General features: G+C 61.0%; 26 protein-coding genes and 3 tRNA genes. 23 read left to right on the top strand and 6 right to left on the bottom strand.

Features of this window, described 5'->3' with window-relative positions:
• Positions 1-6: 6 nt before the first annotated feature.
• The 8 genes from AB1N67_RS16090 to AB1N67_RS16125 all read left to right on the top strand — a co-directional run bounded on the left by AB1N67_RS16090 (position 7) and on the right by AB1N67_RS16125 (position 7,355).
• Complete coding sequence (locus AB1N67_RS16090; RefSeq protein ID WP_367863204.1) at positions 7-405, top strand: phage tail assembly chaperone; 399 nt, start codon at positions 7-9, stop codon at positions 403-405.
• A 140-nt stretch (positions 406-545) separates the two neighbouring features.
• Positions 546-1,736 carry a phage tail sheath protein gene (locus AB1N67_RS16095; protein ID WP_367863205.1) on the top strand — a complete coding sequence of 397 codons (1,191 nt, stop codon included), beginning with the start codon at positions 546-548 and terminating at the stop codon, positions 1,734-1,736.
• A gap of 47 nt (positions 1,737-1,783) precedes the next feature.
• Positions 1,784-2,299: a phage major tail tube protein gene (locus AB1N67_RS16100; RefSeq protein WP_367863206.1), complete on the top strand. Its 516-nt coding sequence runs from the start codon at positions 1,784-1,786 to the stop codon at positions 2,297-2,299.
• 50 nt (positions 2,300-2,349) lie between these two features.
• On the top strand, positions 2,350-2,688 hold the full coding sequence (locus AB1N67_RS16105) for a phage tail assembly protein (RefSeq protein WP_367863207.1): 339 nt from the start codon (positions 2,350-2,352) through the stop codon (positions 2,686-2,688).
• Positions 2,689-2,696: 8 nt separating this feature from the next.
• Positions 2,697-2,819 carry a GpE family phage tail protein gene (locus AB1N67_RS16110; RefSeq protein WP_367863208.1) on the top strand — a complete coding sequence of 41 codons (123 nt, stop codon included), beginning with the start codon at positions 2,697-2,699 and terminating at the stop codon, positions 2,817-2,819.
• A complete protein-coding gene (locus AB1N67_RS16115; protein ID WP_367863209.1) occupies positions 2,809-5,631 on the top strand; it encodes a phage tail tape measure protein in 2,823 nt (940 codons plus the stop codon). Before AB1N67_RS16110 ends, AB1N67_RS16115 begins: the two co-directional genes overlap by 11 nt.
• 6 nt (positions 5,632-5,637) lie before the next feature.
• Positions 5,638-6,090: a phage tail protein gene (locus tag AB1N67_RS16120; RefSeq protein WP_367863210.1), complete on the top strand. Its 453-nt coding sequence runs from the start codon at positions 5,638-5,640 to the stop codon at positions 6,088-6,090.
• Positions 6,087-7,355: a phage late control D family protein gene (locus AB1N67_RS16125; RefSeq protein WP_367863211.1), complete on the top strand. Its 1,269-nt coding sequence runs from the start codon at positions 6,087-6,089 to the stop codon at positions 7,353-7,355. The genes AB1N67_RS16120 and AB1N67_RS16125 overlap by 4 nt, the downstream gene beginning before the upstream one ends.
• A gap of 968 nt (positions 7,356-8,323) precedes the next feature.
• Here AB1N67_RS16125 and AB1N67_RS16130 read toward each other — a convergent pair.
• The 3 genes from AB1N67_RS16130 to AB1N67_RS16140 all read right to left on the bottom strand — a co-directional run bounded on the left by AB1N67_RS16130 (position 8,324) and on the right by AB1N67_RS16140 (position 9,297).
• On the bottom strand, positions 8,324-8,485 hold the full coding sequence (locus tag AB1N67_RS16130) for a hypothetical protein (protein ID WP_367863212.1): 162 nt from the start codon (positions 8,483-8,485) through the stop codon (positions 8,324-8,326).
• A 128-nt stretch (positions 8,486-8,613) separates the two neighbouring features.
• The gene (locus AB1N67_RS16135; protein WP_367863213.1) at positions 8,614-8,958 is read right to left on the bottom strand and encodes a DUF2511 domain-containing protein; all 345 of its coding nucleotides are present in this window, start codon (positions 8,956-8,958) and stop codon (positions 8,614-8,616) included.
• 3 nt (positions 8,959-8,961) lie between these two features.
• A complete protein-coding gene (locus AB1N67_RS16140; protein WP_367863214.1) occupies positions 8,962-9,297 on the bottom strand; it encodes a helix-turn-helix domain-containing protein in 336 nt (111 codons plus the stop codon).
• Between the two features lie 84 nt (positions 9,298-9,381).
• Here AB1N67_RS16140 and AB1N67_RS16145 point away from each other — a divergent pair, with 84 nt between their 5' ends.
• The 13 genes from AB1N67_RS16145 (at position 9,382) to AB1N67_RS16205 (ending at position 19,080) form a co-directional block, all read left to right on the top strand.
• Positions 9,382-9,594: a DNA-binding protein gene (locus AB1N67_RS16145; RefSeq protein WP_367863215.1), complete on the top strand. Its 213-nt coding sequence runs from the start codon at positions 9,382-9,384 to the stop codon at positions 9,592-9,594.
• 29 nt (positions 9,595-9,623) lie between these two features.
• Complete coding sequence (locus AB1N67_RS16150; protein WP_367863216.1) at positions 9,624-10,109, top strand: YmfL family putative regulatory protein; 486 nt, start codon at positions 9,624-9,626, stop codon at positions 10,107-10,109.
• A gap of 62 nt (positions 10,110-10,171) precedes the next feature.
• Positions 10,172-10,489 (top strand): ogr/Delta-like zinc finger family protein, encoded by a 318-nt coding sequence (locus tag AB1N67_RS16155; RefSeq protein WP_367863217.1) that lies wholly within the window; start codon positions 10,172-10,174, stop codon positions 10,487-10,489.
• A complete protein-coding gene (locus AB1N67_RS16160) occupies positions 10,486-10,860 on the top strand; it encodes a hypothetical protein (RefSeq protein ID WP_367863218.1) in 375 nt (124 codons plus the stop codon). The genes AB1N67_RS16155 and AB1N67_RS16160 overlap by 4 nt, the downstream gene beginning before the upstream one ends.
• A gap of 70 nt (positions 10,861-10,930) precedes the next feature.
• The gene (locus tag AB1N67_RS16165; protein WP_367863219.1) at positions 10,931-11,176 is read left to right on the top strand and encodes a hypothetical protein; all 246 of its coding nucleotides are present in this window, start codon (positions 10,931-10,933) and stop codon (positions 11,174-11,176) included.
• An 11-nt stretch (positions 11,177-11,187) separates the two neighbouring features.
• Positions 11,188-13,911, top strand: a complete 2,724-nt coding sequence (locus AB1N67_RS16170) for a toprim domain-containing protein (RefSeq protein ID WP_367863868.1) — start codon at positions 11,188-11,190, stop codon at positions 13,909-13,911.
• A gap of 46 nt (positions 13,912-13,957) precedes the next feature.
• Positions 13,958-14,098 carry a hypothetical protein gene (locus AB1N67_RS16175; protein ID WP_367863220.1) on the top strand — a complete coding sequence of 47 codons (141 nt, stop codon included), beginning with the start codon at positions 13,958-13,960 and terminating at the stop codon, positions 14,096-14,098.
• A 46-nt stretch (positions 14,099-14,144) separates the two neighbouring features.
• The gene (locus AB1N67_RS16180; RefSeq protein ID WP_367863221.1) at positions 14,145-14,498 is read left to right on the top strand and encodes a hypothetical protein; all 354 of its coding nucleotides are present in this window, start codon (positions 14,145-14,147) and stop codon (positions 14,496-14,498) included.
• A 262-nt stretch (positions 14,499-14,760) separates the two neighbouring features.
• Entirely contained in the window at positions 14,761-15,348 is a 588-nt protein-coding gene (locus tag AB1N67_RS16185) for a hypothetical protein (RefSeq protein ID WP_367863222.1), read from the top strand.
• Positions 15,345-15,704 (top strand): hypothetical protein, encoded by a 360-nt coding sequence (locus AB1N67_RS16190; protein WP_367863223.1) that lies wholly within the window; start codon positions 15,345-15,347, stop codon positions 15,702-15,704. The genes AB1N67_RS16185 and AB1N67_RS16190 overlap by 4 nt, the downstream gene beginning before the upstream one ends.
• Before the next feature lie 63 nt (positions 15,705-15,767).
• Positions 15,768-16,007: a hypothetical protein gene (locus AB1N67_RS16195; protein ID WP_367863224.1), complete on the top strand. Its 240-nt coding sequence runs from the start codon at positions 15,768-15,770 to the stop codon at positions 16,005-16,007.
• Complete coding sequence (locus AB1N67_RS16200) at positions 15,997-17,805, top strand: DNA cytosine methyltransferase (protein WP_367863225.1); 1,809 nt, start codon at positions 15,997-15,999, stop codon at positions 17,803-17,805. The genes AB1N67_RS16195 and AB1N67_RS16200 overlap by 11 nt, the downstream gene beginning before the upstream one ends.
• Positions 17,806-17,913: 108 nt before the next feature.
• Positions 17,914-19,080, top strand: coding sequence for an Arm DNA-binding domain-containing protein (locus tag AB1N67_RS16205; RefSeq protein ID WP_367863226.1), 1,167 nt, complete (start codon positions 17,914-17,916; stop codon positions 19,078-19,080).
• Positions 19,081-19,212: 132 nt separating this feature from the next.
• Here AB1N67_RS16205 and AB1N67_RS16210 read toward each other — a convergent pair.
• The 3 genes from AB1N67_RS16210 to AB1N67_RS16220 all read right to left on the bottom strand — a co-directional run bounded on the left by AB1N67_RS16210 (position 19,213) and on the right by AB1N67_RS16220 (position 19,557).
• Positions 19,213-19,297, bottom strand: a tRNA-Leu gene (locus AB1N67_RS16210).
• A 56-nt stretch (positions 19,298-19,353) separates the two neighbouring features.
• Positions 19,354-19,429, bottom strand: a tRNA-His gene (locus AB1N67_RS16215).
• 51 nt (positions 19,430-19,480) lie between these two features.
• Positions 19,481-19,557: transfer RNA gene (locus AB1N67_RS16220), tRNA-Arg, on the bottom strand.
• Positions 19,558-19,845: 288 nt separating this feature from the next.
• Between AB1N67_RS16220 and folD the strand changes: the two genes are divergently transcribed.
• Entirely contained in the window at positions 19,846-20,700 is an 855-nt protein-coding gene (folD, locus tag AB1N67_RS16225; protein WP_043213476.1) for a bifunctional methylenetetrahydrofolate dehydrogenase/methenyltetrahydrofolate cyclohydrolase FolD, read from the top strand.
• A gap of 136 nt (positions 20,701-20,836) precedes the next feature.
• The gene (locus AB1N67_RS16230) at positions 20,837-25,627 is read left to right on the top strand and encodes an NEL-type E3 ubiquitin ligase domain-containing protein (RefSeq protein ID WP_367863227.1); all 4,791 of its coding nucleotides are present in this window, start codon (positions 20,837-20,839) and stop codon (positions 25,625-25,627) included.
• Positions 25,628-25,689: the final 62 nt, after the last annotated feature.

Here is a 25,689-nt window from a genome sequence, read left to right on the forward strand (position 1 = left end):
CAACGTATGTGGGCATTGATTGTCGATGGAGTCGTTGTTGAGACGACGGATATTGACCCGGTGGGGCGATTCCATCCCGATTTGACCTGGCTGCCATGCGGGGAAGCGGTCCAGCCTGGCTGGCTGTGTCAGGGCGACGAATTCTCGGAAAAGGTCGTCACCCTGGAGGAGCGTATGGCCGCCGAGCGGCAGTGGCGTGACAGCGAGCTGGAGGCACGGCAATGGCTGCGTGATCGGCATCGCGATGAGCAGGACCTGGGGCGGCCTACCACGCTGAGCAGTGAACAATTCATGGAGCTCCTGCTCTATCTGCAAGCCCTGCGCGATTGGCCTGCTGCCGGAACCTTCCCCGACAGCGCGCTACGACCTACAGCTCCGGCCTGGGTGGCGGAGCAGATTCAATAACCCAAGCCCCGCTAGCCGGGGCTTTTTCTTGTGCGTGCTGTAGCCCCCGCCGCTACACCGCCAACCGCTCGCCTCGCTTGCGCGCGCGCGTCACCCTCAAGGCTCACTGAACCGGCACCACGCCCACCAGGAGCTGCCCAATGGCCAACGACTTTCACCATGGCGTAAGGGTCCTCGAAATCAACGAGGGCTCCCGCCCCATTCGCACTATGGCCACCTCCGTGGTGGGCATGGTCTGCACCGGCAGCGATGCCGATGCCGCCACCTTCCCACTCAATAAGCCCGTGCTGCTCACCGACGTGCTCACCGCTTCCGGCAAGGCCGGTGAGCTGGGCACCCTGGCCCGCAGCCTGGATGCCATCGCCGACCAAGCCAGCCCCGTCACCGTCGTGGTGCGTGTGGCCGATGGCGAGGGCGAAGATGCCGCAGCCAAGGAAGCCGACCAGACCACCAAGATCATCGGCGGCGTCACCGCCGGCGGCCAGTACACCGGCCTCAAGGCCCTGCTGGCTGCCGAGGCTCAGCTGGGCGTGCGCCCGCGCATCCTGGGCGTGCCTGGCCTGGACAATCTCGCGGTGACTACCGAACTGGCTGCCGTCGCCGAGAAGATGCGCGCCTTCGCCTATGCCAGCGCCTGGGACTGCGAGAACGTCTCCGAGGCCATTGCCTACCGCGAAGGCTTCGGCTCCCGCGAGCTGATGCTCATCTGGCCTGACTTCGTGAACTGGGATACCGCGACCAGCAGCAGCATGCCTGCGGCCGCCACTGCCCGCGCCCTGGGCCTGCGCTCGAAGATCGACGAGCAAATCGGCTGGCACAAAACTCTGTCCAACGTTCCGGTCAATGGCGTGACCGGACTGTCTCGCGACATCTTCTTTGACCTGCAGAACCCGAATACCGACGCCGGCCTACTCAACGCCTCCGAAGTCACCACCCTGATTCGTCGCGACGGGTTCCGCTTCTGGGGCAACCGCACCACCAGCGCTGACCCGCTGTTCGCTTTCGAGAACTACACACGTACCGCTCAAGTCCTGGCTGACACGATGGCCGACGCTCATTTCTGGGCCGTGGACAAGCCAATGCACGGCAGCCTGGTGCGGGACATCATCGAGGGCGTCAACGCCAAGTTTCGCGAGCTGAAGACCGCCGGCTACATCATCGACGGCCAGTGCTGGTACGACCCGGCCGCGAACGACAAAGACACCTTGAAGGCGGGCAAGTTGTTCCTGGACTACGACTACACGCCCGTGCCGCCGCTGGAAAACCTGCTGTTCCGCCAGCGCATCACCGACCGTTACCTCATGACTTTCGCCGACAGCGTCAAGGTCTGACCTCATTCATCCGCGCGGCCCCGGCCGCGCCATAGGAGAGCCCCAGAATGGCCCTGCCCAAGAAGCTCAAACACATGAACCTGTTCAACGACGCCCAGAGCTACTTGGGTGTCGCCAAGACCGTCACCTTGCCCAAGCTCGGCCGCAAGCTCGAAGCCTACCGGGGGGGCGGTATGGATGGCCCGGCCAAGGTCGACCTTGGCTTCAGCGACGATGGCCTGTCCATGGAGTGGACCCTCGGTGGCTGGGACCTGATCGCCCTCCGCCAGTTCGGTGCAGTGCGCGCCGATGGTGTGGCCATGCGCTTCGCTGGCTCTGTTCAGCGTGACGATGACGGCAGCGTCAGCGCCGTGGAGATTGCGGTGCGCGGGCGTCACGAAGAGATCGACTTCGGTGAAGCTACGCCGGGCGAGGATACCGAGCACAAGATCAACACCGCTCTCACCTATTACAAGCTGACGGTCGATGGTGAGGTCATCATCGAGATCGATTTCCTGAACTTCGTGTTCATCGTCGACGGCGAGGACACGCTCGCTGCTCATCGCCAGGCCATTGGCCTTTGACCTTTCTTGCCGGCCATCGCCGGCCTTTTCCTTAGTTTCAGGAGCACTTCATGAAAGACAACGTCACTGACACCGCTGCACCAGAACCGACCAAAAACCCTAACCAGGAAGTCATCACCCTCGATACTCCGATTCTCCGCGGTGAGCAGGAGATTAAGGAAATCATCCTGCGCAAGCCGATGAGCGGCGAACTGCGCGGCGTGACCCTGTCTGATCTCGCCCAGATGGACGTGCTGGCACTGCGCAAGGTACTGCCGCGTATCAGTACCCCGAGCCTCACAGACCATGAAATCGGCCGCATGGACCCAGCCGATCTGCTGCAGTGCGGCGTTGCGGTGGGCAGTTTTTTGCTGACGAAGTCGGCGAAGGAAGCTGCCCTCATTGCGTAGATGACGCCATGGCTGACCTGGCCATGGTCTTTCACTGGGGACCGGCGGACATGGACCCGCTGGGCCTTTCCGAACTGATGGAATGGCGCGAGCGGGCCAGAAGCCGCTGGGAGAGGAACAATGGCCAATGACCTGAAGATGGAGGTGATTCTCCAGGCCATCGACCGCGCCACACGCCCGATTCGCGCCATCACTCAGGGCAGCATCGGCCTGGGCCGAGCGCTGAAAGAGTCGCGCGACCAGCTCAAGACCCTGCAAGCTCAGCAAGCCGACATCCGCAGTTGGTCGATCCTTCGCAACGCCAGTGCCAAAACGCAAACCGAGCTCGATGACGCCCGAGCGCGCGTTAAAGAGCTCGGGCGGCAGATGGCAGCAGCCGGCGAACCGACGCGGAAGATGGCCGACGAAATGCAATCGGCAATCCGGGCTGCCACTGATCTCAAACGGCAGCACCAGGAGCAACAGACGCAGCTCCAGGGCCTGCGCGCACGGCTTGGCGCGGCCGGCATCAGCACCAAAACGCTGAGTCAGCATTCTCGCGACCTGAAGGCACGCATCCAGGAGACGAACGAGGCGATCAGCGCGCAGACCCGTCGCATGCAGGCCCTGGTGGCGCAGCAAAAGCGCCTGGCTGCTGCGCGGGCCCAGTTCGACCGAGCCCAGCAGGTAGCGGGCGGCATGGCTGCCGGCGGCGCCGCCGGCCTCGGTACCGGCTACGCCCTCTCCCGCCCGTTGAAAGGCATCGTGGACGCCTTCGCCCCCGCCGAAGACGCGGCGACCCAGCTGAAAGTGTCCATGATGAACAGCACCGGCACTGTGCCGGAGGATTTCAAGAAGATTGCCGATCTGGCTACCGGCCTGGGCGACCGCCTGCCCGGTACCACGGCGGACTTCCAGAACATGATGACGATGCTGCGCCGCCAGGGCATCAGCGCACAGAGCATCCTGGGCGGTACCGGTGAGGCTGCCGCTTACCTGGGCGTGCAGCTGAAAATGCCCGTGGAGTCGGCCGCAGAGTTCGCGGCGAAGATGCAGGACGCTACCAGGACGTCCGAGAAGGACATGATGGCGTTGATGGACACCATCCAGCGTGGTTTCTATACGGGCGTCGACCCCACCAACATGCTCCAGGGCTTCAGCAAGATCAGCCCAGTGATGGACATCATCCGCAAATCGGGCCTTGAAGCCGCGAACACCTTCGCACCGCTGCTGGTGATGATGGACCAGACCGGCATGGCCGGTGAGTCTGCCGGTAACGCCTTCCGCAAGGTGTTCCAGAGCTCGATGAACACCGCCAAGATTCAGAAGGTGCTGGACGACCTGAAGGCCGAGAAAGGCATCAAGCTGAAGCTGAACTTCACGGACGGCAAGGGCGAATTCGCCGGCATCGAGAACCTGTTCAAGCAGTTGGACAAGTTCAAGGGACTGACCACTGAGGATCGGCTCAGCGTCATCAAGGACATTTACGGCGACGACGCCGAAACGCTCCAAGTCCTCAACACAATGATGACCAAGGGCATCGCTGGCTATGACGAAGTCGCGGCCAAGCTGAAGGACCAAGCCGACCTGCGCACCCGCGTCAACGAGCAGCTCGGCACCCTGACCAACACCATCGAAGCCGCCGAGGGCAGTTGGACCAACGCCATGAGCGAAATCGGCGCGACCATTGCGCCCGAGCTCAAGGACCTGATCAACGGCATCGGCGAGCTGGCTGTCAGCGTCAAGACCTGGGTGGGGGAACACCCCGCGCTGACAGCGGCCATCGTCAAGACCGTAGGCGGCCTGGCGCTGCTGCTGGCAGTCGGCGGCGGCCTCACGGTCATGCTGGCCAGTTTCATGGGGCCGTTCGCAATGGCGCGTTACGGCCTGACCCTGTTTGGCATCAAGAGCCTCGGCGCAGTCTCTGCACTGAAAGGCCTGGGCGGTGCCTTCATGTGGGCGGGTAAAGCGGTGCTGTGGCTCGGCCGCGCGCTGATGATGAACCCCATCGGCCTAGCCGTGATGGCCATCGCCGCCGCCGCGTACCTGATTTACAAGTACTGGGACCCGATCAAGTCTTACTTCCTGGGCTTGTGGGCCGAGATCAAGGCGGGCTTCAACGGGGGCCTGCTGGGAATCGCGGCGCTGATCCTCAATTTCAGCCCTCTCGGCCTGTTCTACCGAATCTTTGCGGGGGTGATGAGCTACTTCGGCGTGCAGCTGCCGGGCAAGTTCAGCGAGTTCGGCGGCATGCTCATGCAGGGCATGGTCGCAGGCCTATCCACCGGCATGGCTGCTGTGCAGACCTACCTCCTTGGGCTGTGGGCCCAAATCAAGGCGGGCTTCAACGGCGGTCTGATGGGAATCGCCGCATTGATCGTCAATTTCAACCCGCTAGGCCTGTTCTACCAGGTCTTTGCCGGCGTGATGAGTTACTTCGGTGTTGAACTGCCCGGCAAGTTCACCGAGTTCGGCTCCATGCTCATGCAGGGCATGGTTGCCGGCATCACAAACGGCCTTGCTGCGGTAAAGGCTGCCATCACCGGCGCTGGCGACAGCACCATCGGCTGGTTCAAGGAAAAACTCGGCATTCACTCTCCGTCGCGCGTGTTCGCCAGTCTGGGCGGGTTCACGATGGCTGGCCTTGAAGAGGGACTTCTGCAGGGCCAGAAAGGCCCCCTTGACGCCGTGACCGGCATGACCAAGCAGCTCGCGGCCGCGGGCGCCGGAGCAATCGGGATCGGTACCGAGCGGCCCATGACGATGGACAACCGTCCGCCGCTGTCTGCTGCGGCTCCTGCAAGTGCACCAGGAGGTCAAGCGCCGGCCCCGATCATCATCCAGGTGCATGCGGCTCCCGGCATGGACGAGCAGCAGCTCGCGCAACTGGTCGCCGTTCAAGTCGACAAGATTCAACGCCAGAAACAAGCCCGCGGCCGCAGCGCCCTCAGCGACCAGGAGTAACTCAACATGATGATGGCCCTCGGGGTTTTCATATTCGGCCTGCCGACGATCGCCTACCAGGAGCTCCAGCGATCGACAGAATGGCGGCACGCCTCAACCAGCCGCATCGGTACCAATCCGGCCAGCCAGTTCCTGGGCCGAGGTGAAGACACCATCAGCCTCCCAGGAACCATGCTCCCTGGCCTCGCGGGGTCACCCGTCAGCCTCGACCTGCTGCGCAAAATGGCGGACACCGGCAAGGCCTGGCCACTCATCGGCGGCACCGGCCGGATCTATGGCATCTGGGTCATTACCTCGATCAACGAAACGCAACAGATCTTCTTTGACGACGGGACGCCGCGGCGCTACGAGTTCACGATCAACCTCAAGCGCATCGATGACGGACGAGTCGATATGCTCGGCAGCCTCGCCGGCATGGCAGGAGGCGCGTTGCGCGGTGTGCTGGGGCGCATCCTGTGAACGTCATCAACCAAGCGGAGGGCATGCTCGACAACGCCGCGCAGCGCTACCGCGATATCACGGCCTATCCCAAGCCGATCTGTCGGGTGGTGGTCGCCGGCAACGACATCACCGCCATGCTCGAACAGCGACTCATCAGCATCGAGCTCACGGATAACCGCGGCATGGAGGCCGACCAGCTGGACATCACCCTCAGCGACCATGACGGCATGTTGAACATCCCGCCGCGGGACGCCGCTATCGACTTGTGGCTCGGGTGGGACGATACGGGGCTCATCTACAAGGGCCGCTATAACGTCGACGAAACGGAGCACAGCGGCGCACCGGACACGCTCAGCATCCGGGCCCGCAGCGCAGACCTCAGTGGCGGACTCAAAGTCAAACGCGAACGCTCCTGGGATTCGACCCCGCTGGCCACCATCCTCAGCGCAATCGCCGCGGCCTACGGCCTCAGCCCGCTGATCAGTGCCGCGCTGGCAGCGATCAACATCGCGCACCTGGACCAGGCCAACGAGTCGGACGCCAATCTACTCACCCGCCTCGGCCGGGACCATGACGCCATTGCAGCCATCAAGGCCGGTCGGCTGCTGTTCATGCCCACAGGCAAAGCGGTCACTGCCAGCGGTCTGGAACTGCCCCACATCACCCTCACCCGCGCGGACGGCGACCAACACCGATTCCTGCAAGCCAACCGGGACGCCTACACGGGCGTGAAGGCCTACTACTACGAGGTGAACAGCGCCGAGAAGAAAGAGGCCATTGCCGGCGAGGGTGAGAACATCAAGGAACTGCGCCACAGCTACACCGACCAGGCCAGCGCGCTGAAGGCCGCCAGGGCCGAGCTCAACCGCCTGCAGCGCGGTACCGCCACGCTGAGCTACACCCTTGCCCGCGGGCGCCCTGACCTGGTGCCGGACATGACTTACAGCCTGGTGGGGGTAAAGTTTGAGATCGGTGAAATCATCTGGCTGGGCGGCAACATCCGACACAGCTTCACCCCGGACAGCTTCACCACCTCGCTGGAGCTCGAATCTCAGTTGCCCGAGGGCGATGTTTCGGACCTGGCCGACAAGAACGCGACCAAGGAGAACTACACAGGTCTTGTCGCCTGGTACCGCGACCCGAAAACCGGCCAGCAGCACAAGCTTACTGAGGGCGACCAGACCAAGCCACGGCGCCTCACGCACCTCTACCAAAGCAAGGCCAGTGCGAAGCGTGCCTTGGAGCGTGAATGGAAGCGGATGCAAGAAAAGAAGACGGCCTGACGCCCGTTGCCGGTGGGCAGTTCGGGGCCGACGTATCATTTTTTGCACTGATTCCGTTCATCATCCACGGCGATTAGGAGGATAGACTCTGAGCACAGCGGCCCGTGGTCGAGAAACACTGATCCCTCTGGCAGTGGCGTCACAACTTGCGCGGACTGGTGAATAGCACCGTGATAAAGTAGCCAGCAAGCGATTTGACGGAAGTGAATCGCGGACACAAAAAAGCCGCCTTGAGAGGGCGGCTTTCTTGGTCGATGAATTGAGGGTTCACCGACGGCGTACTGAAACAGTCGACAGGGGCATAGTATATACCGCGCCACGGAACCGCAATATGCGGGGATCTGCTGCATCTTGATACGGATTTGCTCCGAACTGATCAAAATGAGCAAGAGTCCCACTCGTTAACTAACCCGAAATTACGCGAAATTGCTCCGATTAGGGCGGCTTATACAAGGAACTACAAGAAACGAAGATAACCCCGAAAGTCTTCTGTCAAGTGAACTGCTCGAAGATGAAAAGAAAAGTTCTTATTTAGGTAAAAAAACTTTTTTTGGTCATCTGATCAATGGTATGTAGTGCATCAAAGGCCAACCATGGCCTTGGGACCCTTCGCCACGCCTGAGAAACGTGCCGGCAAGGAAGGGCCGATAGTCTCCCTGGCGTACTGAACAGTCGACACTCTTCAGCAAGCCGTTCGCCCTGGCCGGTATGGCGGGCGGTGCCAGGGTTCCCCAACAGAGGAACCATAGCTATGGATTTCGTTTCGTTTGCCCGCCGCATTTGGCGGGGCATTTGCACATGCACGAAGCTAATCTACGCGTACCGGGCATTTGTCTGGTTGCTGGATCATTGGGAAGACCCTAAAGCCTAAAACAAGGCCCCGCCATTTGGTGGGGCCTTTTCACATCCGACAAAAGTCACGGCCACTTTTCGGAGGACAAAAAACCCGGCACCAGGCCGGGTTTTCGTCATTTAGAGGCGAGCAATACGTCCAAGAACCGGATGATGTCCTTCCGGCCTTGTTCGTCGAGCTGCCTGAACATCTGCAGTACCATCCTTTCGCACTGGCTCAGTTTGGACAGTTCAAGCGCCTTGCCCTGATTGCTCTCGACCTCTTTCTTCACCGACATGTTTCACTCCACTCCACACGTTCGGGTACCCGGCACCAACATCGGCGCCGACCAAAGCACCCGGGGAATGAGCGATTGTCAGCACGAAAAAGCGTGCCACCAGCCCCTGCGACGTGATTTCGTCGGAATCAGGTATTGCATAGCGCCTGGGCGCGCTTCACGAAGTCGCTGTAGTCCATCTTGATCGTAGGGAGAGCGGGGTCGGGCTTGGTAATGTCTTGGCCATCCGCCCAACCTCTGTCCTTAGCTTGCGTGCGGGCACTTCCACTCAAGGCATAGATAGTCCCATCGGCTGTCCTGGCCAGAGCTTTTGGAGGCGCCCCATCACAGAGCAGGTCGACCTGATCGACAGTGAACGGCCAAGCTGCACCGAAATCCCTGCCCGAGACAGTTTCTTTCTTCTCATCCGCATCGCAGCCGGCGATCACTACGATGGCTGCTGAAATAGCCCCTATCAAAATCCCTTTGAGCATTCTCTACTCCTGTTTGATGCTGAAAGCCCGTAGCAGCCGCTGGACTGCTCCTTTGTCCTCGGCCCCGAGAGCCCGGACGTGTTGCACCATTTCCAGCTCTTCCGCTGACAAGGTCTTCTCACCAACTGGCAAACGCTGCCCAGTGACGACATACAAAATGTCGACGCCGACTGTGGCAGCAATATTCAGCAGCAACGATCCAGCCTCGCGAGCCCCACTTTCGTAGCTCGCCAGCGTGCGTTTGGATACGCCGACAATATTCGCCAATTGTTCTTGATTGAGATTCAGACGCTTGCGTTCGGACTGGAGGCGCGCACCTATTTCCTCTGAAAGATGCACAAACGTTCCCTCTACCTATTTACAAATGAACATTCGTGCATCATCCTTCGCGTACCACTACACGAAATTGCACGATTACGAACTATGCACGCCCCCTGCGTACCCGAGCAAGCCTGCAAAGACGCCCGCAAACGCCTTGAAGATCAGGGCATTTCGGCCAAGACCTTTGCCATCCAACACAACCTTCATCCCAGCACTGTGTATGCGGTGCTCACGGGCCAGAAAAAGTGTCTCCGAGGTGAGGCACACCGCGCTGCCGTTCTCTTGGGCATCAAGGAAGGCACGGTCGCACAGTAGTGCGGTGTGGCCATGGAGGAAACGAGAAGATGAAGCGTCCGATTCTTGATAGCCGCCGGAAAGCCGTAATGGCTGCCGTAGCCGCCTTTCCAGGTGGCCGCGAATGCGCCGCCACTCACCTGGGCCTGGACCTCAAGCAGTTCGACAACAAGCTGTACGAGAACGCCGGTAGCCGCCCCTTGAGCGACGACCAGGTACGCCAGCTGGAGCTGGTCGCCGGTTCCAGCTTCCTGCCTGACTACCTGTCTGGCCTCTACAACGGTGTCTTTGTCGCCATGCCGGAAGACACGCCGCTCGACAACATCGACCTCTATGCACGCTCGCTGGTTGCTGATGTGGCAGAGGGCAAGGTCGATCAGATCATCGCCAAGGCTCTGGAAGACGGTCGCCTCGATGAATCCGAGCTTGCCGACATCGTCGCCGCGCACAGAGAACACATCGCAGCGCGACACGCCGAAGTTGGCGCCGTTATCACCCTGCATCGGAAAAATCCGGGCAGACAGGATCCGCAGTAAGGCGCAGGCGCGCCGCAATTTCTGGCGAAAGCCATGGCCGCGTTGGCGGCTGGGGAGAACCGATGAGCACCAACCATGGTGGTGGATACAAGGCTTTGTGTCCTGCCTGCGGCAGCCGGATGCGTATCCGCAACTCCGCGGAGCAAACACCGATCTTCAAGACGATGTACGGGGAATGCACGAACCTCGGCTGCGGCGCGACCTACAGCGGTTCGTTGTCGTGGGAGTACGAGCTGAACACCTCTGGCGTTGACCGGCCCCGAGTCCGACTTCCCGTTGCCCCATCCGTGAAGCGGATGCAGGCAATCCGCGACAGCGCAGAGAAAACCAACCAGCTCGACATGCTGGACAAACTGGACATGGAGGTAACGCCCGCATGAACGCCCCTGCCCCGACCATCAGCCATGAAACCCACTACCGCGCGGCCATGCAGGAGGCTGCTGTGGCATTCCTCTATCGCCGAGAGGGTTTGCACCTTGCTGGTGACAACCAGGTGCTGGAGAACTGCTGCCGCTTCCTGACGCAGTCCTTGGAGGTTCCTGATCACCTGGTACAGCGCATCGCCGAACTGGCTGTCGCAGAGTTCGAGAGCAAGACCCGTGGTCGCTTGAAGCTCCTGGGCATCTGCCCAACCAGCGGCATCTTTCGGCCGCGGCTGATCCTGCTGGATACCACCACCCAACAGCGGTACCCGGTGCCGGCGCGCTATCTACCGCGACACATGCTGCAACCCCGTAACACCTCGAAGTAACTCCGAACCAACCCCTTCCCGATGCCCGTTTCGCGTGGGTAAGGGGAAACTGCACTCCATTGGTGGCGATATGAGCAAGATCACCCTCGAAATTGAGCTGGATGCCGGGCAGGCAAAGCACTACCAGCAATGGCTCGAAAGCCAATACAACCTGACCATGGCCGATGTCTGGTACTCCGACCGGTACCGCAATGTGCCCGCTGGTGAGCGCGGTCCGAAGGTGTTCGTAGACGTGCCCCACTTAATGGGTATCTGCCGCACACGCAAAGCGCTCGCTGAGAAGCTTGGCCCTGTTCTAATGGAGCGTGCCAAGTGAACCGCAAGCCCATGGAGCACAGCCTGCGCACTGAGGTACTTCGGCGCCTGCAAGACATCTACGGCCTCAAGCCAATTTCGGGTACCCAGTATCTGCGCAAAGGCACCTGCCCAAACTGCAACAAGAAAGAGCTGTACTCCCGCCAGGACGAGCCGTGGTTCATCAAGTGCGGCCGCGAGAGCAAGTGCGGCGAGCAATGGCACGTCAAGGAGCTGTTCGACGACCTGTTCGATGACTACAGCAAACGGTATCCAGCCACCCCGGAGACACCTCGCGCCTCAGCCGACGCCTACCTGCAGAACGCCCGCGGCTTCGACCTGGACCTCATCAAAGGCTGGTACACCCAAGACAACCATTGGGACCCGAAACTTGGGATCGGCAGCGCCACAGTACGTTTTCCTCTGGAGCACGGCGGCTATTGGGAGCGCCTGATTGACCAGCCTCATCGCTTTGGGAAAAAGAAGGCCCGTTTCGCGACAGGTCAATCACCGAAAGGGTATTGGTGGTGCCCGTCCTCCATCGACCTGGAGGAAGTAGACGAGCTGTGGATCGTTGAGGGCATCTTCGATGCCATCGCCCTGCTGCATCACGACATCAGCGCTGTGTCGGCTATGAGCTCGGGGGCATTCCCATTCGAATCGCTCAAGGCGCTGGCCCAGCTCCGCCGCGACCACGGCAAAAAGCTGCCACGACTGGTCTGGGCTTTGGACAATGAGCCTGGGGCTCACCGCTTCACTCGCAAGCACGCAGCCCTGGCCCGCGAGCTGGGCTTCAACTGCGAGGCGGCGCAGATCCCGCAAAACGGTCGCAAGGTCGATTGGAACGACCTGCACCAGCGCTGGAATTTCATCGATGCGGACAAGCGGCAGGAAAAGATAGATCGTGACCTACGCGAGGCCCGTTACCACGGCAGCCTGCTGCTGGCCGACAGTGCCGCAGAAAAGGGCGTCCTGATGTATGACTGGCGCGAGCGCCAGGAATTTCACTTCTCGTTCGAGAACCGCCTCTACTGGTTCAAGATGGACGTGGAGAAGTTCAACAAGGCGTTGCAACAGCTCGACGAGTCCGAGCGGCAGGAGGACCTGGTCCTCACCGACCGCCAACGCCGTGACAAGGCGCTGCGCCAGTGCGGTGCGGTAATCGAAATCGCCAACTGCTATCCGCAGGCGCTCTACTTCCAGCGCAACGAAGTGACCGATGAGTCCTGGTACTACTTCCGCGTCGACTTCCCGCATGACGAACCGAGCGTCCTGAACACCTTCACCGGTGGCCAAGTAGCGGCTGCCAGTGAATTCAAGAAGCGACTGCTCGGTATGGCGGCCGGCGCTGTTTTCACAGGTAGCGGCTCCCAGCTCGATCGGATCATGCAGCAGCAGCTGTTCGCCCTGAAAACAGTCAAAACCATCGACTATGTTGGCTACAGCAAGGAGCACGGCTGCTACGTGTTTGGCGATCTGGCCGTTCGTGGCGGCGTGCTAGAGAAGGCCAACGCCGAAGACTACTTCGAGTTCAAGGGTCTACGCCTCAAGACGCTGCAGAAGTCAATCAAGCTAGAGATCAACCAGGACGCCTCGGGATACCGACCGGACTGGTTCAAGTGGCTGTGGACGTGCTTCAACACTCAGGGCGTCATTGCCCTCGCCTTCTGGTTCGGTTCGCTGTTCGCCGAGCAGATCCGTGCCGAGTTCCAGTCATTCCCGTTCCTGGAAGTGACCGGCGAGGCCGGCGCCGGTAAGTCCACGTTGCTGATGTTCCTGTGGAAGTTAATGGGGCGCCAGGACGAGGAAGGCGACGACCCGATCAAGATGACCAAGGCTGGTTTGCGCCGTTGGTTGAGCCAGACCTCGGGCATGCCAGTCGTCATGCTCGAGGCCGACCGCAGCGATGCCGAAACCGGTGCGGCCAAGTCCTTTGACTTCGACCAGTTCAAACCGCTGTTCAACGGCCGCGGCCTGGGCCTGACTGGTGTGAAGAACGGCGGCAACGACACCAATGCCCCGCCCTTCCGCGCCACGTTGGTTTTCAGCCAGAACGCCTCTGTAGTTGCGTCCGAGGCGATCCTCACCCGGATCGTCAAGCTGCACTTCGTGCGGCCGGAGGTCACCACCGACAGCCGGACAGCAGCTGACAACCTGAACCACCTTCAGGCCAGCGAGGTGAGCCACTTCCTGTTGATGGCGGCCAAAGCCGAGCAGAAGGTCATGGAGATCTTCCGCGCCCAGGTAAAGGTGCATGAGCAGGCTCTGCGCGAGGCGCGCGAAATCCGCATCGAGCGGATCATCAAGAACCACGCCCAAATGATGGCCCTGGTCGACGCCCTACGGGTGGTTGTGCCGATGACGGACCGCCAGCACGAAGGCACTTTGCGCGAGCTGCGCGCCATGGCGGTAGGTCGCCAGCTGGCCGTCAATGCCGACCCAAAAGAAGTGGCCGAATTCTGGGAAGTGTTCGACTACCTGGAGTCGCTCAGCGACGACCCGGTGGTCGACCACAGCAAGAACGCCGACCTGATCGCCATCCACCTCAACGAGTTCTGCGAGCGGGCTGCCGAGCACAAACAGAAGCTCGCGGATGTGAGCACCCTGCGCACCCTGCTCCGCAACAGCAAATCCCGCCCGTTCGTCGACGCCAACCGCGCCGTAGATAGCGCCGTTCGGGCTGTTTTCAACAGCCGAACAACCTCGGTGAATCTGCGACCAACCACCGTTAAGTGCTGGACCTTCAAGGCCGGCTGACCGCCGCGGCGCTGCAACGCCAGGCACAACCCCAAGGAGAAACGACATGCAAGACGACAACGACACCTTTCACCAACCCAGCCGTGGCGAACTGCTCGCAACCCTGGGCATCAGCGGACTCACCCTCGCGGTGCTTTGCATGGCGGGCTACTTCGCTCCGTCCCTGCTGGCCATCGCCCTGCACTGACCTGATTGGCGCTGCAACGCCACGCACAACCCCAAGGAGAAACGACATGCAACAAGCCCAGCCTGCAGGCGAGAAAACCTTATTCGACGCCCTGGTGCAGTACCAGTACGAGCAAGAGCGCCCGGCCCTTCGGGAGGCTGGTATCCAGGCTCTCGCTCGCCTAGTCCCTGTGGCGCTGCGCGAAACCGGCCACAGCCGCGTGGTAGCCAGATTCCTGCTCGGTCTGTACGACGCCCAGTCACATCCTTTCGCCCTCACTGACCTTCGGACCCTCGATATCGGCACGTTCGAAGACTGTCTATCCGTGCTTTTTCTGGACTTCCCCCACGAAAAGGAGCTCCACGACTATCTGCCGCGTGGCCGGCTGATCTTCAACCAAGTGCGCGAGTACTGGGGGTGAAGTGGAAGGCCAAGCGGAACCAGGACGGGCAAGTCGTCCCTCGCTGCTGGATTACCGACAGCGGTTACACGGTTGCCGAGTGTCGCCTTCCTCATTCGCGCTACCCAGTGACTCGGCCAGGTGCCTCGCTGCCCTTCGCCTATGCCGATAACCGCGACCAAGTGATCGAGATCATCACGAACGACATGCAGGCCACCATGGCCAGCCAGTAACCAAAGCGCCGAGCAGCTGCAACTGCTCGGCGACACCAAGGAGAAACGACATGCACCACTACTACAAGTCCGAGGCGCCCGAGGCGGTGGCCATAGTCAAGGAGTTCTACCAGGCGAAAGACCTACTGAATGAGCGCCTGATTGCCTTGGGCGAGCAGTTCGGCAGCACCGTTGCGCCAATGCACGACATCACTTCGCATTTCGCCGGCGGAGTGAAGCTTTCCGCCAGTCGTGAGTTGGACGTCCACTGGCGCCGCCCCGACGAGTATGGCTACCGAAGCCTTCGTCATAAGGCGGTACCGCCGAAGGGCATCACCAAGGAGCAGCGCATTGCGATTCGGGCCGAGCACGAGCGTCTGTGCGAACTGTGGAAAGCGCACTGTCCACCTCGCCTAGACCGCCATGAATACTGGGAACGACTGAACGTGAACACCGGCAACTTGATGCTATCCGGCGGCGCCTTATTCGAGCACCAGGACGTTGCCTACTTCGTCCTCGGCTTCGAGATCAACAAGGCCGACCACGAAGAGAGAATCTCGGCAGGCAAACCCACTTCTGGCTGGATCATCGGCGCAGTAGAAATCCTGCCAAGCGAGTACGAGGCAGCGCGCCTCGCCAAAACTGGTGGGCAGCTATGAGCGACCTGGACAGCCTCAATATTGCCCTGGGCTTTATCAGCTGGGCTGAAGATCGCGGGTTTGACGTAACGGTCGGCACCGACGGGACCTTCTTCAATCTGGAAACCCGCGCAGCTTGGCTTGGTTACGAAGCTGCCCATGGGCCAGCTGGCTGCGGCCCATCCGGTCAACAACTGCATGCACGTATTAAGAAGTCCAGCGAGTACGCCCACCAGACCGACCAACTTTTTCCAGTTCGGGTCGGCACACCTCCTTACGGCAACTACGCCGTGCATGGCGGACCTGGTGGTGTGTATCGCCTCAGCGACGTGGAGTTCTACGTCATCGAAGACGGCAAGCAGTACCGCCTCAAGTAATTCGAAAAGAGGCGCCGGAGAGCTGCAACTCCCCGGCGCCGACCAACCCCAAGGAGAAACGACATGCAAGTAGAAACCCCCGAAGTCGGCGCGCAGAAGGCTACCACAGGGACGCGCCCGAGGTTGGCCAGCCATTCGCTCGACCTGCCGAACCATTGCGACATCTGCAATAAGGCCCGCTCCCACGGCAACCATCAACGGTGCAGCAAGATTCGCCAGCAGCGTCAGTCCGCGTTCTGGGACGCCTACATGGCCAACGTCAATGCGAAACGGGCACAAGGAGGTGGCCGCAATGCTCGTTAAGCATAAACTCACCCATTTCCACTTCTGCTGTGGCCTAGGCGGTGGAGCGAAAGGCTTCAACCGCGCCAAGCCCATCGTAGGCAACATACAGGCGGAGTGGGAGTGCATCGGCGGAGTCGACGTCGATCCGGCTGGCCTGGCCGACTTCGAAAGGCTGAGCGGCGTGAAAGGCACGTTGATCGATCTGTTTACCCGTGACCAGTACATCCGTTTCCACGGCAAGGAGCCGCCACCTGGATGGTGCGAAGCAACCCCGGAAGATATCCAGCGGGCTGCTGGTGGTCGCCGCCCTGATGCGGTGTTCATCAGTTCCCCATGCAAGGGCGCCAGCGGGCTGCTGTCGGAAACCATGAGCATGACCCCGAAGTACCAGGCCCTGAACGAGCTGACGCTGCGCTGCATCTGGCTGTTCGGCGAGGCCTGGCGCGATGACCCCGTACCGCTGCTGGTATTCGAGAATGTACCCCGCCTGGCCAGCCGTGGCCGGCATTTGCTGGACCAGATCGGTGCCCTGCTCAGCCACTTCGGCTACGCGGTTGCCGAAACCACCCACGACTGCGGCGTTATCGGCGGCTTGGCCCAGAGCCGTAAACGCTTCCTGCTGGTGGCTCGCCATGTCGAGAAAGTCCCGCCGTTCCTGTACGAGCCAGAGAAGAAGAGCCTCCGCGCCGTTGGCGACATCCTCGGCCGCATGCCATTGGCCGGCAATATCGAACAGGCCGGCCCCATGCACCGGGTGCCCGCCCTGCAGTGGAAGACCTGGGTTCGCCTTGCACTGGTCGAGGCAGGCAAGGACTGGCGCAGCCTGAACGACCTGGCGATCGAGGATGGCTACCTGCGTGACTTGATCATCGTTCCGCAGTTCCGCGACGGGTTCTTGGGTGTGCACGACTGGCAGGAGGCAGCCGGCACCGTTGTAGCCCGCAGCGGCCCAACCAACGGCAAGTTCTCAGTCGCCGACCCGCGCGCGAAGGCAGGGGCCCTGCAATACCAGCAATACGGGGTTCGCCGCTGGCAGGACACCAGCGGCGCGGTCATCGGCGTCAAGAGCCCAGGGCAAGGCACATTCAGCGTTGCAGACCCGCGCCGCGGTGGTGAAGGCTTCGGCAAGTACCAGGTGACACCGTTCGCTGGTACCGCCAACACGGTGATTGCCGGCAGCACCACAGGCCAAGGTGCCTTTGCCGTGCAGGACCCGCGCTATCACAACTGGCACCCAGGCGCGTCGAGCCGCAAGCTTAACGTGGTCGCAATGAACCAGACCGCTGGCACCGTTACCGGCTCGCAGCAGGTGGCCAGTGGCGCCCTGTCGATCGCTGACCCTCGCCCGGGCATGCGCCGCTGCAAGGGCGATGCCTACCTTACCGGCGGGCATTATGGCGTGGTGCCTTGGAATGGCCAGGCCGGCGCCGTTTCTGCCAGCGCCATGCACGACAACGGGCGCTGGAGCATCGCAGACCCTCGCCTGCCTGAGGCCAACGACCGGCTCACCTGCGTAATCGAATCGCTTGACGGCACTTGGCACCGACCCTTCACCACCCTGGAGCTGGCCGCGTTGCAAAGCCTGGTCGAGCCCGAGGAACAGCTGGAACTGGATGGGCTGAGCGATCAGGCCTGGCGCGAGCGCATCGGCAACGCAGTGCCGCCGGCTGCGGCAGAAGCCATAGCCCATGTGATGGGCACCACCCTGCTACTGGCCGCACAGGGTGAAACATTCATGCTCAGCAGCATGCCAATCTGGGTTCGACCCGTTGCAGTTGGCCTCAGCGTGGCACAGCGAGAGTTGGCCAATACATGACCGCTGGCCAGGTAGAACTAAGGCCCTGATCTTCTAGATCCGGTGACAAGCCAATGTCTTACAACGGCCCATACACTGGGCCGTTTCTTCGTTTCTGAGTGAATTGCAATGGCAGATGGAGTCGAAGTGCGCGGAAATCGTGTCCGCGTGTACTTCCGTTACCAGGGCGAACTATGCCGGGAGTCAATCCCAGGCGACGCCTCCCCCGCCAGCGTGGCCAATGCCGAGCGCCTGGTCGGAATCATCAACTACGAGATTCAGGCCGGCACCTTCAGCTATGCGCGGCACTTTCCTGACTCGCCCAGGGTCAAGAGCAACACCTTTGGGCATTACATCGATCTGTGGACCGACATCAAACGCAATGAGATGGCCACCTCTGGCTTTCTGGCATACGTCAGCAAGGTCGAGAACCATGTCCGGCCGATGTGGGGCCATCGCCAGGCCGATCAGATTGACCACCTCGACCTACAGACCTGGGTCCAAAAAACGTTGATGCCTAAGCTGCACAACAAGACGGTGCGCGAGATCCTCAGCATCATGCGGCAGATCTTCACTCTGTACCGCACCCGCAACAAGACGGCTCACGACCCCACTGAGGGCATCACCGTGCGCCTACCTGATGCCGATGACCCTGACCCGTTTGAACGAAGCGAGATCGATCTCATCCTCACGGAGGACCTGGACTTCCTGCAGGAGATCAACCTCATCAAATTCATGATCTGGACCGGGTGCCGCGTGTCCGAAGCGATGTCGTTGGCCTGGGAGGACGTAGACCTTGAGGCCGGAACAGTGAAGTTCCGCCGGTCACAGGTGCGCAGCAATTACCGAGTCACCAAGACCCGTCGATCGACGCGAGAGGTGCGCTTGCTGAAGCCCGCTTTGGAGGCGCTCAAAGCGCAGGTGCGATTCACAAGGGGCCGCTCACCGGTAGACGTTGACGTCACTGACCGTGACAACCGGACGGTCAAGCGGCAGAAGCTGCGCTTTGTCTTCCACAAGACAACCACCGACGCAGCCTGGAGCAGCTCTGACGTTCTGGTAAAAACGTGGTGGCGCGGTCATCTGGATAAGGTCGGGGTTCGGTATCGGGGTCCCAACAACTGTCGGCACACGTTCGCCAGCCAGACGCTCAGTGCAGGCGTGGTACCACTCGACTGGATCGCTGATCAGATGGGGCACACATCCACTGCCATGATCTGGAAGCATTACGGAAAGTGGATTCACCAAGATGGGCCGGACATGATCGGCATGCTCGAACATGCGCTCAAGCTGTAAAGCCAACCTCCAGACACGACAAAGGCAGCCAAATGGCTGCCTTTTTTCGTGCCTTGATTCCCAAAGTGTTCCCAGCGCGCTCCCAGTTTGATGGCTGGCTTGGGGAGAACCCTTTGAAATCAGGCCTTTAGATGGTGCGGACGAAGAGACTCGAACTCTTACAGCTTGCGCCGCTGGAACCTAAATCCAGTGTGTCTACCAATTTCACCACGTCCGCGTGGAGCACTTAAAGCAAAGGCGCCAGATTATACAATCAAGGCGCCTTCGAGAATATGGGGTGGACGATGGGAATCGAACCCACGACAACTGGAATCACAATCCAGCGCTCTACCAACTGAGCTACGCCCACCATATTGCGGTATTGCGTCAAAACATCACTTGCTGTGCCAAAGCTGCCTAATGGCGCACCCGGCAGGACTCGAACCTGCGACCATCCGCTTAGAAGGCGGATGCTCTATCCAGCTGAGCTACGGGCGCATATTCAATCTGCTTTCTGTTACGATTGCAAATCAACTTTCAGCCGTACCGAACAAGCTAGCAAATCCGCTCATTCTGCCTGACCTTGCTAACCAGTGCTAGGCTCTGCCCGACAAGTGCGACGAATGTTATAGACGAGCCGGAAGGTCGTCAACACTTTTTTCAAAAAAATTTAGTTTATTTAAGGGGTTAGGGGATTTGGCCGACCACCCGCCTTTGCCCTCGGGCCGTGTCGTGCGAGAATGCGCCCTCTTTTATGTTCCCTTCTCGATGGTTAATCACGCGTCTATGACTGCACACCTAATCGATGGCAAGGCGATCGCCGCCAACCTGCGCCAGCAGATCGCTCAACGTGTCGTGGAGCGTCGCCAGCAGGGCCTGCGTACCCCAGGCCTGGCGGTGATCCTGGTCGGTACCGACCCTGCTTCCCAAGTCTATGTTTCGCACAAGCGCAAGGACTGCGAAGAGGTCGGCTTCATTTCCCAGGCTTTCGACCTGCCCAGCGAGACTTCGCAGCAAGCCCTGACCGACCTGATCGACCGCCTCAACGACGATCCGGCCGTCGACGGCATTCTCCTGCAATTGCCACTTCCGGAGCATCTGGATGCCTCGCTGCTGCTCGAACGCATCCGCCCAGATAAAGACGTCGACGGTTTCCACCCCTACAACATCGGCCGCCTGGCCCAGCGCATTCCGCTTCTGCGCCCCTGCACGCCAAAAGGCATCATGACCCTGCTGCAAAGCACCGGTCAGGACCTGTACGGCATGAACGCTGTAATCGTCGGCGCCTCCAATATCGTCGGTCGCCCGATGGCCATGGAGTTGCTGCTGGCCGGCTGCACCGTCACCGTCTGCCACCGCTTCACCCAAGATCTGCCTGGCCACGTAGGCCGTGCTGACCTGGTGGTAGTCGCCGCCGGCAAACCGGGCCTGGTCAAGGGCGAATGGATCAAGGAAGGTGCGATCGTCATCGACGTCGGCATCAACCGCCAGGAAGATGGCAAGCTGGTGGGCGACGTGGTCTTCGAGACCGCCCTGCCCCGCGCCGGCTGGATCACGCCTGTACCGGGCGGCGTAGGCCCGATGACTCGTGCCTGCCTGCTGGAAAACACGCTTTACGCGGCAGAAGAACTGCACAAGTAGTTCGCCCTCTGCACCAACGGCACCTCTCGAGGTGCCGTTTTTCTTTCCGGGCACGACCGGTCCGCGGTACTTATCTAACCCTTGCGCTTCCTCGCATCGCCCTAGGCTCGCCGCTTCTGATATCAGAGGTACCGCCATGAGCCTATCGCACTTCAGCTTCATAGACGCCCGCCTGCCAGGCTGGCTGAAATCAGCTACCCCAGCCCAACGCCAACGACTTGAACAACAGATACGCCAGAGCCATCAGGCCACCCGCGCGCTGGATCGGGCACTGAAACAGGTGCAGCCCATCGACGACTTCTGCCGTCCGTTGCTCGACGATGCCATGTCCCACTGGTACCCCGACCGAGAGCTGCCCGCGCCTGACCAAGGGTGGCTCTGGAACAACGCCGAAAAGCGCGACATGTCGTGGCTCGAAGCGGCCCTGCAGAACTTCGACAGCGACACATCAGTGACGCTGTATCTTTCCAAGAACGCCCCCGGCCCGATGGCCGTGGACAGCACATTGTTCGTGAAAGGCGCCCGGAACCTGGACCTGGGACAACGCTACCGCAATCATCTGGCCGAACATGTCGATACCCCAGTGTTTCGCAGCCTGGTACTTCAGCAGGATCGCACAGCCTTCGAAGCCGATACGACAATGGCCGAGCTGCAAAAGCATCTCGATAGCCGAGGCCGGATGCTGGCAGATGCCGCGCTGGCCGGCGAATCGTTCCTGCTTCACAGCGATGGCAAACCCTGGCCACTGGAGTGCGGGTACCTGGAGCTGTGCGGGACGCCTTTGTATGGCCCCTTACTGATCCGCCAGCAGCCCATCGCGGGTGTAGAACCGTGTCTATTGTATTTGCCTGGCCACCCACGCCAGCCACTGCGTCAATATGGCTCGCTGCGAGCAGCAGGCAAGGCGCTGACTCGACTGCTGCGCAAAGACAACGAGCGGCGCTTCTTCATGCGTTATGTCGCCCATGCCGAGCAACCTGGATTGGCGACCCAACTACGCCAGACCTTGTTTCCGCGATATCCCTACAAAGATCTGCAAACGGTCACGCCGGTACTTGAAGAGGGTCACTCCTTCAACTGGCTCAAGCGCCTGTTCCCCGCTCCGCGCGACCTATGGCAGCCGACATTAGACAAGAACGCCCGCTTGCCGCTTGCGTTCAAGCAATGGCCTGACGAATGTTTCAGCGCCCGCGCACGGACCCGGGTCGAGCTCATGCTACGCAACGCCGCCGACATCGCCGTGCCGGTCGCCCAGCGAGACGCCGCAGCCCAACTGGCCCGCATCGAAGGCTGGCTAGGGGTCGGTTTGTCGGTACTGAACATGGCCGGTTTTTTTGTTCCCGGGCTCGCCGAGGTCATGCTAGTGATTGGCGGCGCGCAACTGGTCGATGAGTTTCTCGAAGGCGTACATGCGGCAAACGAGTCAGATGCCGATGCGGCCATCGGTCATCTGTTCTCGGTCGTGGAGAACCTTCTTCAGGTAGCGGCGCTTGGCGCTGCCGGGCAGTTCATCGAGCCCGAAGGCACCCTGCACGCTTGGTCCCGCATCGGCCATGGCGATCAGCAACGTCTTTGGCATGGCAATCTGGAGCCGTTTGCACGTACTTCCCCTCCACAATTGCCGCCCAACCTTGACCCCTACCTCTTCCAAGGCCGTCATTGGATCACGCTGGACGGCCGGCACTACCCGGTCGAGGCCACTCCAGAGGGCGGTTGGCGACTGTGCGCAGCCAAGGGACATCGCCATCAACCTTCACTGCTGGGCAATGGCGAAGGGACCTGGCTGCTGGACCACGAGCGACCTTTGGCTTGGGACGACGACACACTGTTGCGCCGACTCGGCCCGCCCATCGACAGCCTGGACACCTCGACACTCCGAAAGGCCCTACGCTGCAGTGGCTATGAAACGGCCGACTTACGCCAGACCTTGGTCGAGCACCGCCCGCTGCCTGCGTTGCTGCTGGAGAGTCTGGAAGCCTTCGGCGCCGCTATCGAGCCGAGACCAGCTGTCTTTACCCAGGAGGATGCGCTCCTCGCCCAGGACTTTCCTTCACTGAGCCCAACACTGCGTCGGGAAATTCTGGCCCAAGCCCGGCCCCGTGACTTGAGCCAGATGCAGCGCACTGGCCGGATACCGCTCAATGTGTCCGAAACCGCTCGCCTTTACCTGCGGGCCTCACGCATCAACCGCGCGCTGGTGGCCTTTCATCAGGCCAGCGACAGCCTCGAAGATCGCGATGCATTGGTGTTCGGTGCGCTGCAACGGCTTTGCGGATGGTCTGGCCAAGTACATCTCGAGCTGCGCGAAGGTCGTCTGGGTGGTTCACTGCTGGAGACGGCAGGTGCAGCACAAGCTCCACTCAAGATCCTCGTACGCCGCGCCGATGGCTATGAGCCGTTCGACAAGGACGGCCAGAGCCTGGCCAACCGAGACAACCTGTTCCGAGCGATCCTCCAGGCCCTCCCCGACAGCGAACGCGACAATCTGGGCCTGCAGATCCATGAGTCGGAGACTTTGCGCGACCGACTTTTCGATCTGGCGACCGCAGACCGGGAGCAGGCCGCCCGTGACCTTGGCATGCAGCCTGTCCGCCCCTGGTACCGCCTGCCCACACGACTGCCGGGCAGCCCTCGCCTTGGCTATGCCTTGAGTGGTCGTGGCCGGGGCTGGTTGACCGCTGATGAGCAGTTCGATCAATTGTTCCCTTCCAACCTGGACAATGATCGGGAAACACTACGCGCCCGGCTGCGTGAACAGACCGGTCACGACCCCATCGCCTTCAACCGTCTGATGCAGAATCTGCGTGACCAATACCGACAACTGGATAGCACCTTGCAAGGCTGGGTTCATGACACCGACGGCATCGCCGCCGATGAAGCCCAGGAACGCAGGACTGCGCGCCAAGCCACGGCCGAACGCATCCGCCGGGCGTGGCGACGAGAAAACAACGACGCCAATGGGAGCCTCGACGAGGTCATCCTGAGCATCGATGCAGAGTACCTGGGCGCCTTGCCATCCCTGCCGGTACAACTGCCACAGGTTCGCCAGCTGAACGTAACCGGCTTGTGGCGGGGCGGTACCGACAGCCTGGGCGCATTCCTTGCCGCCTTTCCCCAGGTTCGCGAACTGGAGCTCAGCGAAAACGGTTTGTACACGCTGCCAGAGCAATTGGGCGGGCTGACGGACGTCCAGTTGCTGGACCTTTCGGAGAACAACCTCGACCTGTCCATTGACGCCAATCTGTCCATCCTGGGCCGACTGACCAAGCTTCGCGCCCTGAACTTGAGCAGCGCTATTGGAGACCTACCGGTAGCCGCGCTGGAGCAGCTTGCGCAACTGCCCAACCTGATGGGGCTGCAGGCCGAAATGAACGAGCTGTTCCTCGGCGCCGAGCACTTCCAGGCACTGCAACGCTGGCCCGCACTGGTCGAACTGAGCCTTGGCCACAACGACATCACCCTGGATAACGCAAGTCGTGCAGCCTTGGCGCAGTTGAGCCGGTTGCGCATCTTGTTCCTGCAGGAAAATCCCTTGGATCTTGCGCCAGACATCACCGGCTGGACGCATCTGGAACGGTTGGACCTGGAGCAGACCGGCATTGCTGAATGGCCAGCCGGCATCGAAGCGTTGCTCGGGCAGCGACCGTTGACCCTGCGCGCCGTGGACCTGAGCAACAATCAGTTGCACGACGCACCTGATCTTCGCGATAGCGCATTCGCTACTGCGGTCAGGGCAGGTGAAGCCGAGATGTACCATGCCTTCCAGAACAATCCCTTCAGTGAGCAGGCCCTGCAACGACTCAACGATGCCGGCCTGCCAACCGCTGCGCGGGTCGATCATTTGGATTGGCTTGCCGCAGTGCCGCAAGCCGTCGGCGATCATGTCGCGGCCACATTGCAGGAGCCTGAGTGGCGACCGCTGTATGAGCTCTTTCGACGTGTCGAAGACACCCGGGACTATCAAGCCAGCCCGAACGCCATGCGTCGACGCATGCACGTCATCGTCGAGCGGCTATCTGCACGCGAAGGCGACAATCTCTGGGGCCAGGCCCAAGTCCATGAACGCATCATCGACCTGATCAACGAAGCCGCTCACGGCTGCGTCGACCAGGCCAGTCTGCTGTTCCAGCAAGTCGAGACGCAGGTCCTGGTATGGCAGCAGTCGCTCAACGCCGCCCCAGGGGATGCCAGCGACAAGGTGGCCATTTCCATTTGCCGCTCACTGCTGCGCCAACAGCTGCTGGACGAGCGCATCAGTGATCTCTATGACGCACGGGTTGCCAGGCGCAAGGCGCTCATTGCGGGACGCTCCGCCGACGAGACGCCCCTGCACGCTGTAGACGATATCAGTGACACGCAATTGCGCGAACCCACCTTTCTACTCGACGAACTGGAAATGGCACTGCATGCCAGGATGCGATTGCGCGAGCGCCTGGAACTCCCTCTACAACCCGGCGAGATCAGTTTCGACTACCTTGCACAGCTGAGCCCGGCCACGCTGGACCAACTCGCTCAGATGATCACGACCCAAGCGGATATTCCTCGACTGGTCCAATGGGCCGACGAGCAACCGTTCTGGCGAGACTGGATCAAGCGCTTGCGCCACCAGGTATTCGAACATCTGGCCAACGAATGGGATGGTGCCAGCGCCTATTTCGACACGCTCAGCGAACCAGGCGAAGTCAGCACCTACACAGGTCCCCAGGTACCCCCGAGCTTCATCGATGCGCTGGAGCGTGAACGCCCGGACATTGCCTGGCGGCAAAACGGCGCGGTGCAACGTATCGACTTGGTTTCCAGCCGCTATCGCGACGAAGGCGCCCTTTATAACCGCGCAGCCCAACTGCTGCTGCAAACGCGCAGGGATGCCGACACGGCATTGATTCGCCAACTTACCGAGACCCTGGCCAAGACGTATTTGGCCTGACGACACCGGTGGAGTGCCGGCGCACTCCACCCCAGCCCTTCAAACCCCGAGTTAGAGCTATG

Origin of the sequence: Pseudomonas guariconensis (assembly GCF_040822035.1) — a bacterium.
GTDB lineage: Bacteria > Pseudomonadota > Gammaproteobacteria > Pseudomonadales > Pseudomonadaceae > Aquipseudomonas > Aquipseudomonas guariconensis.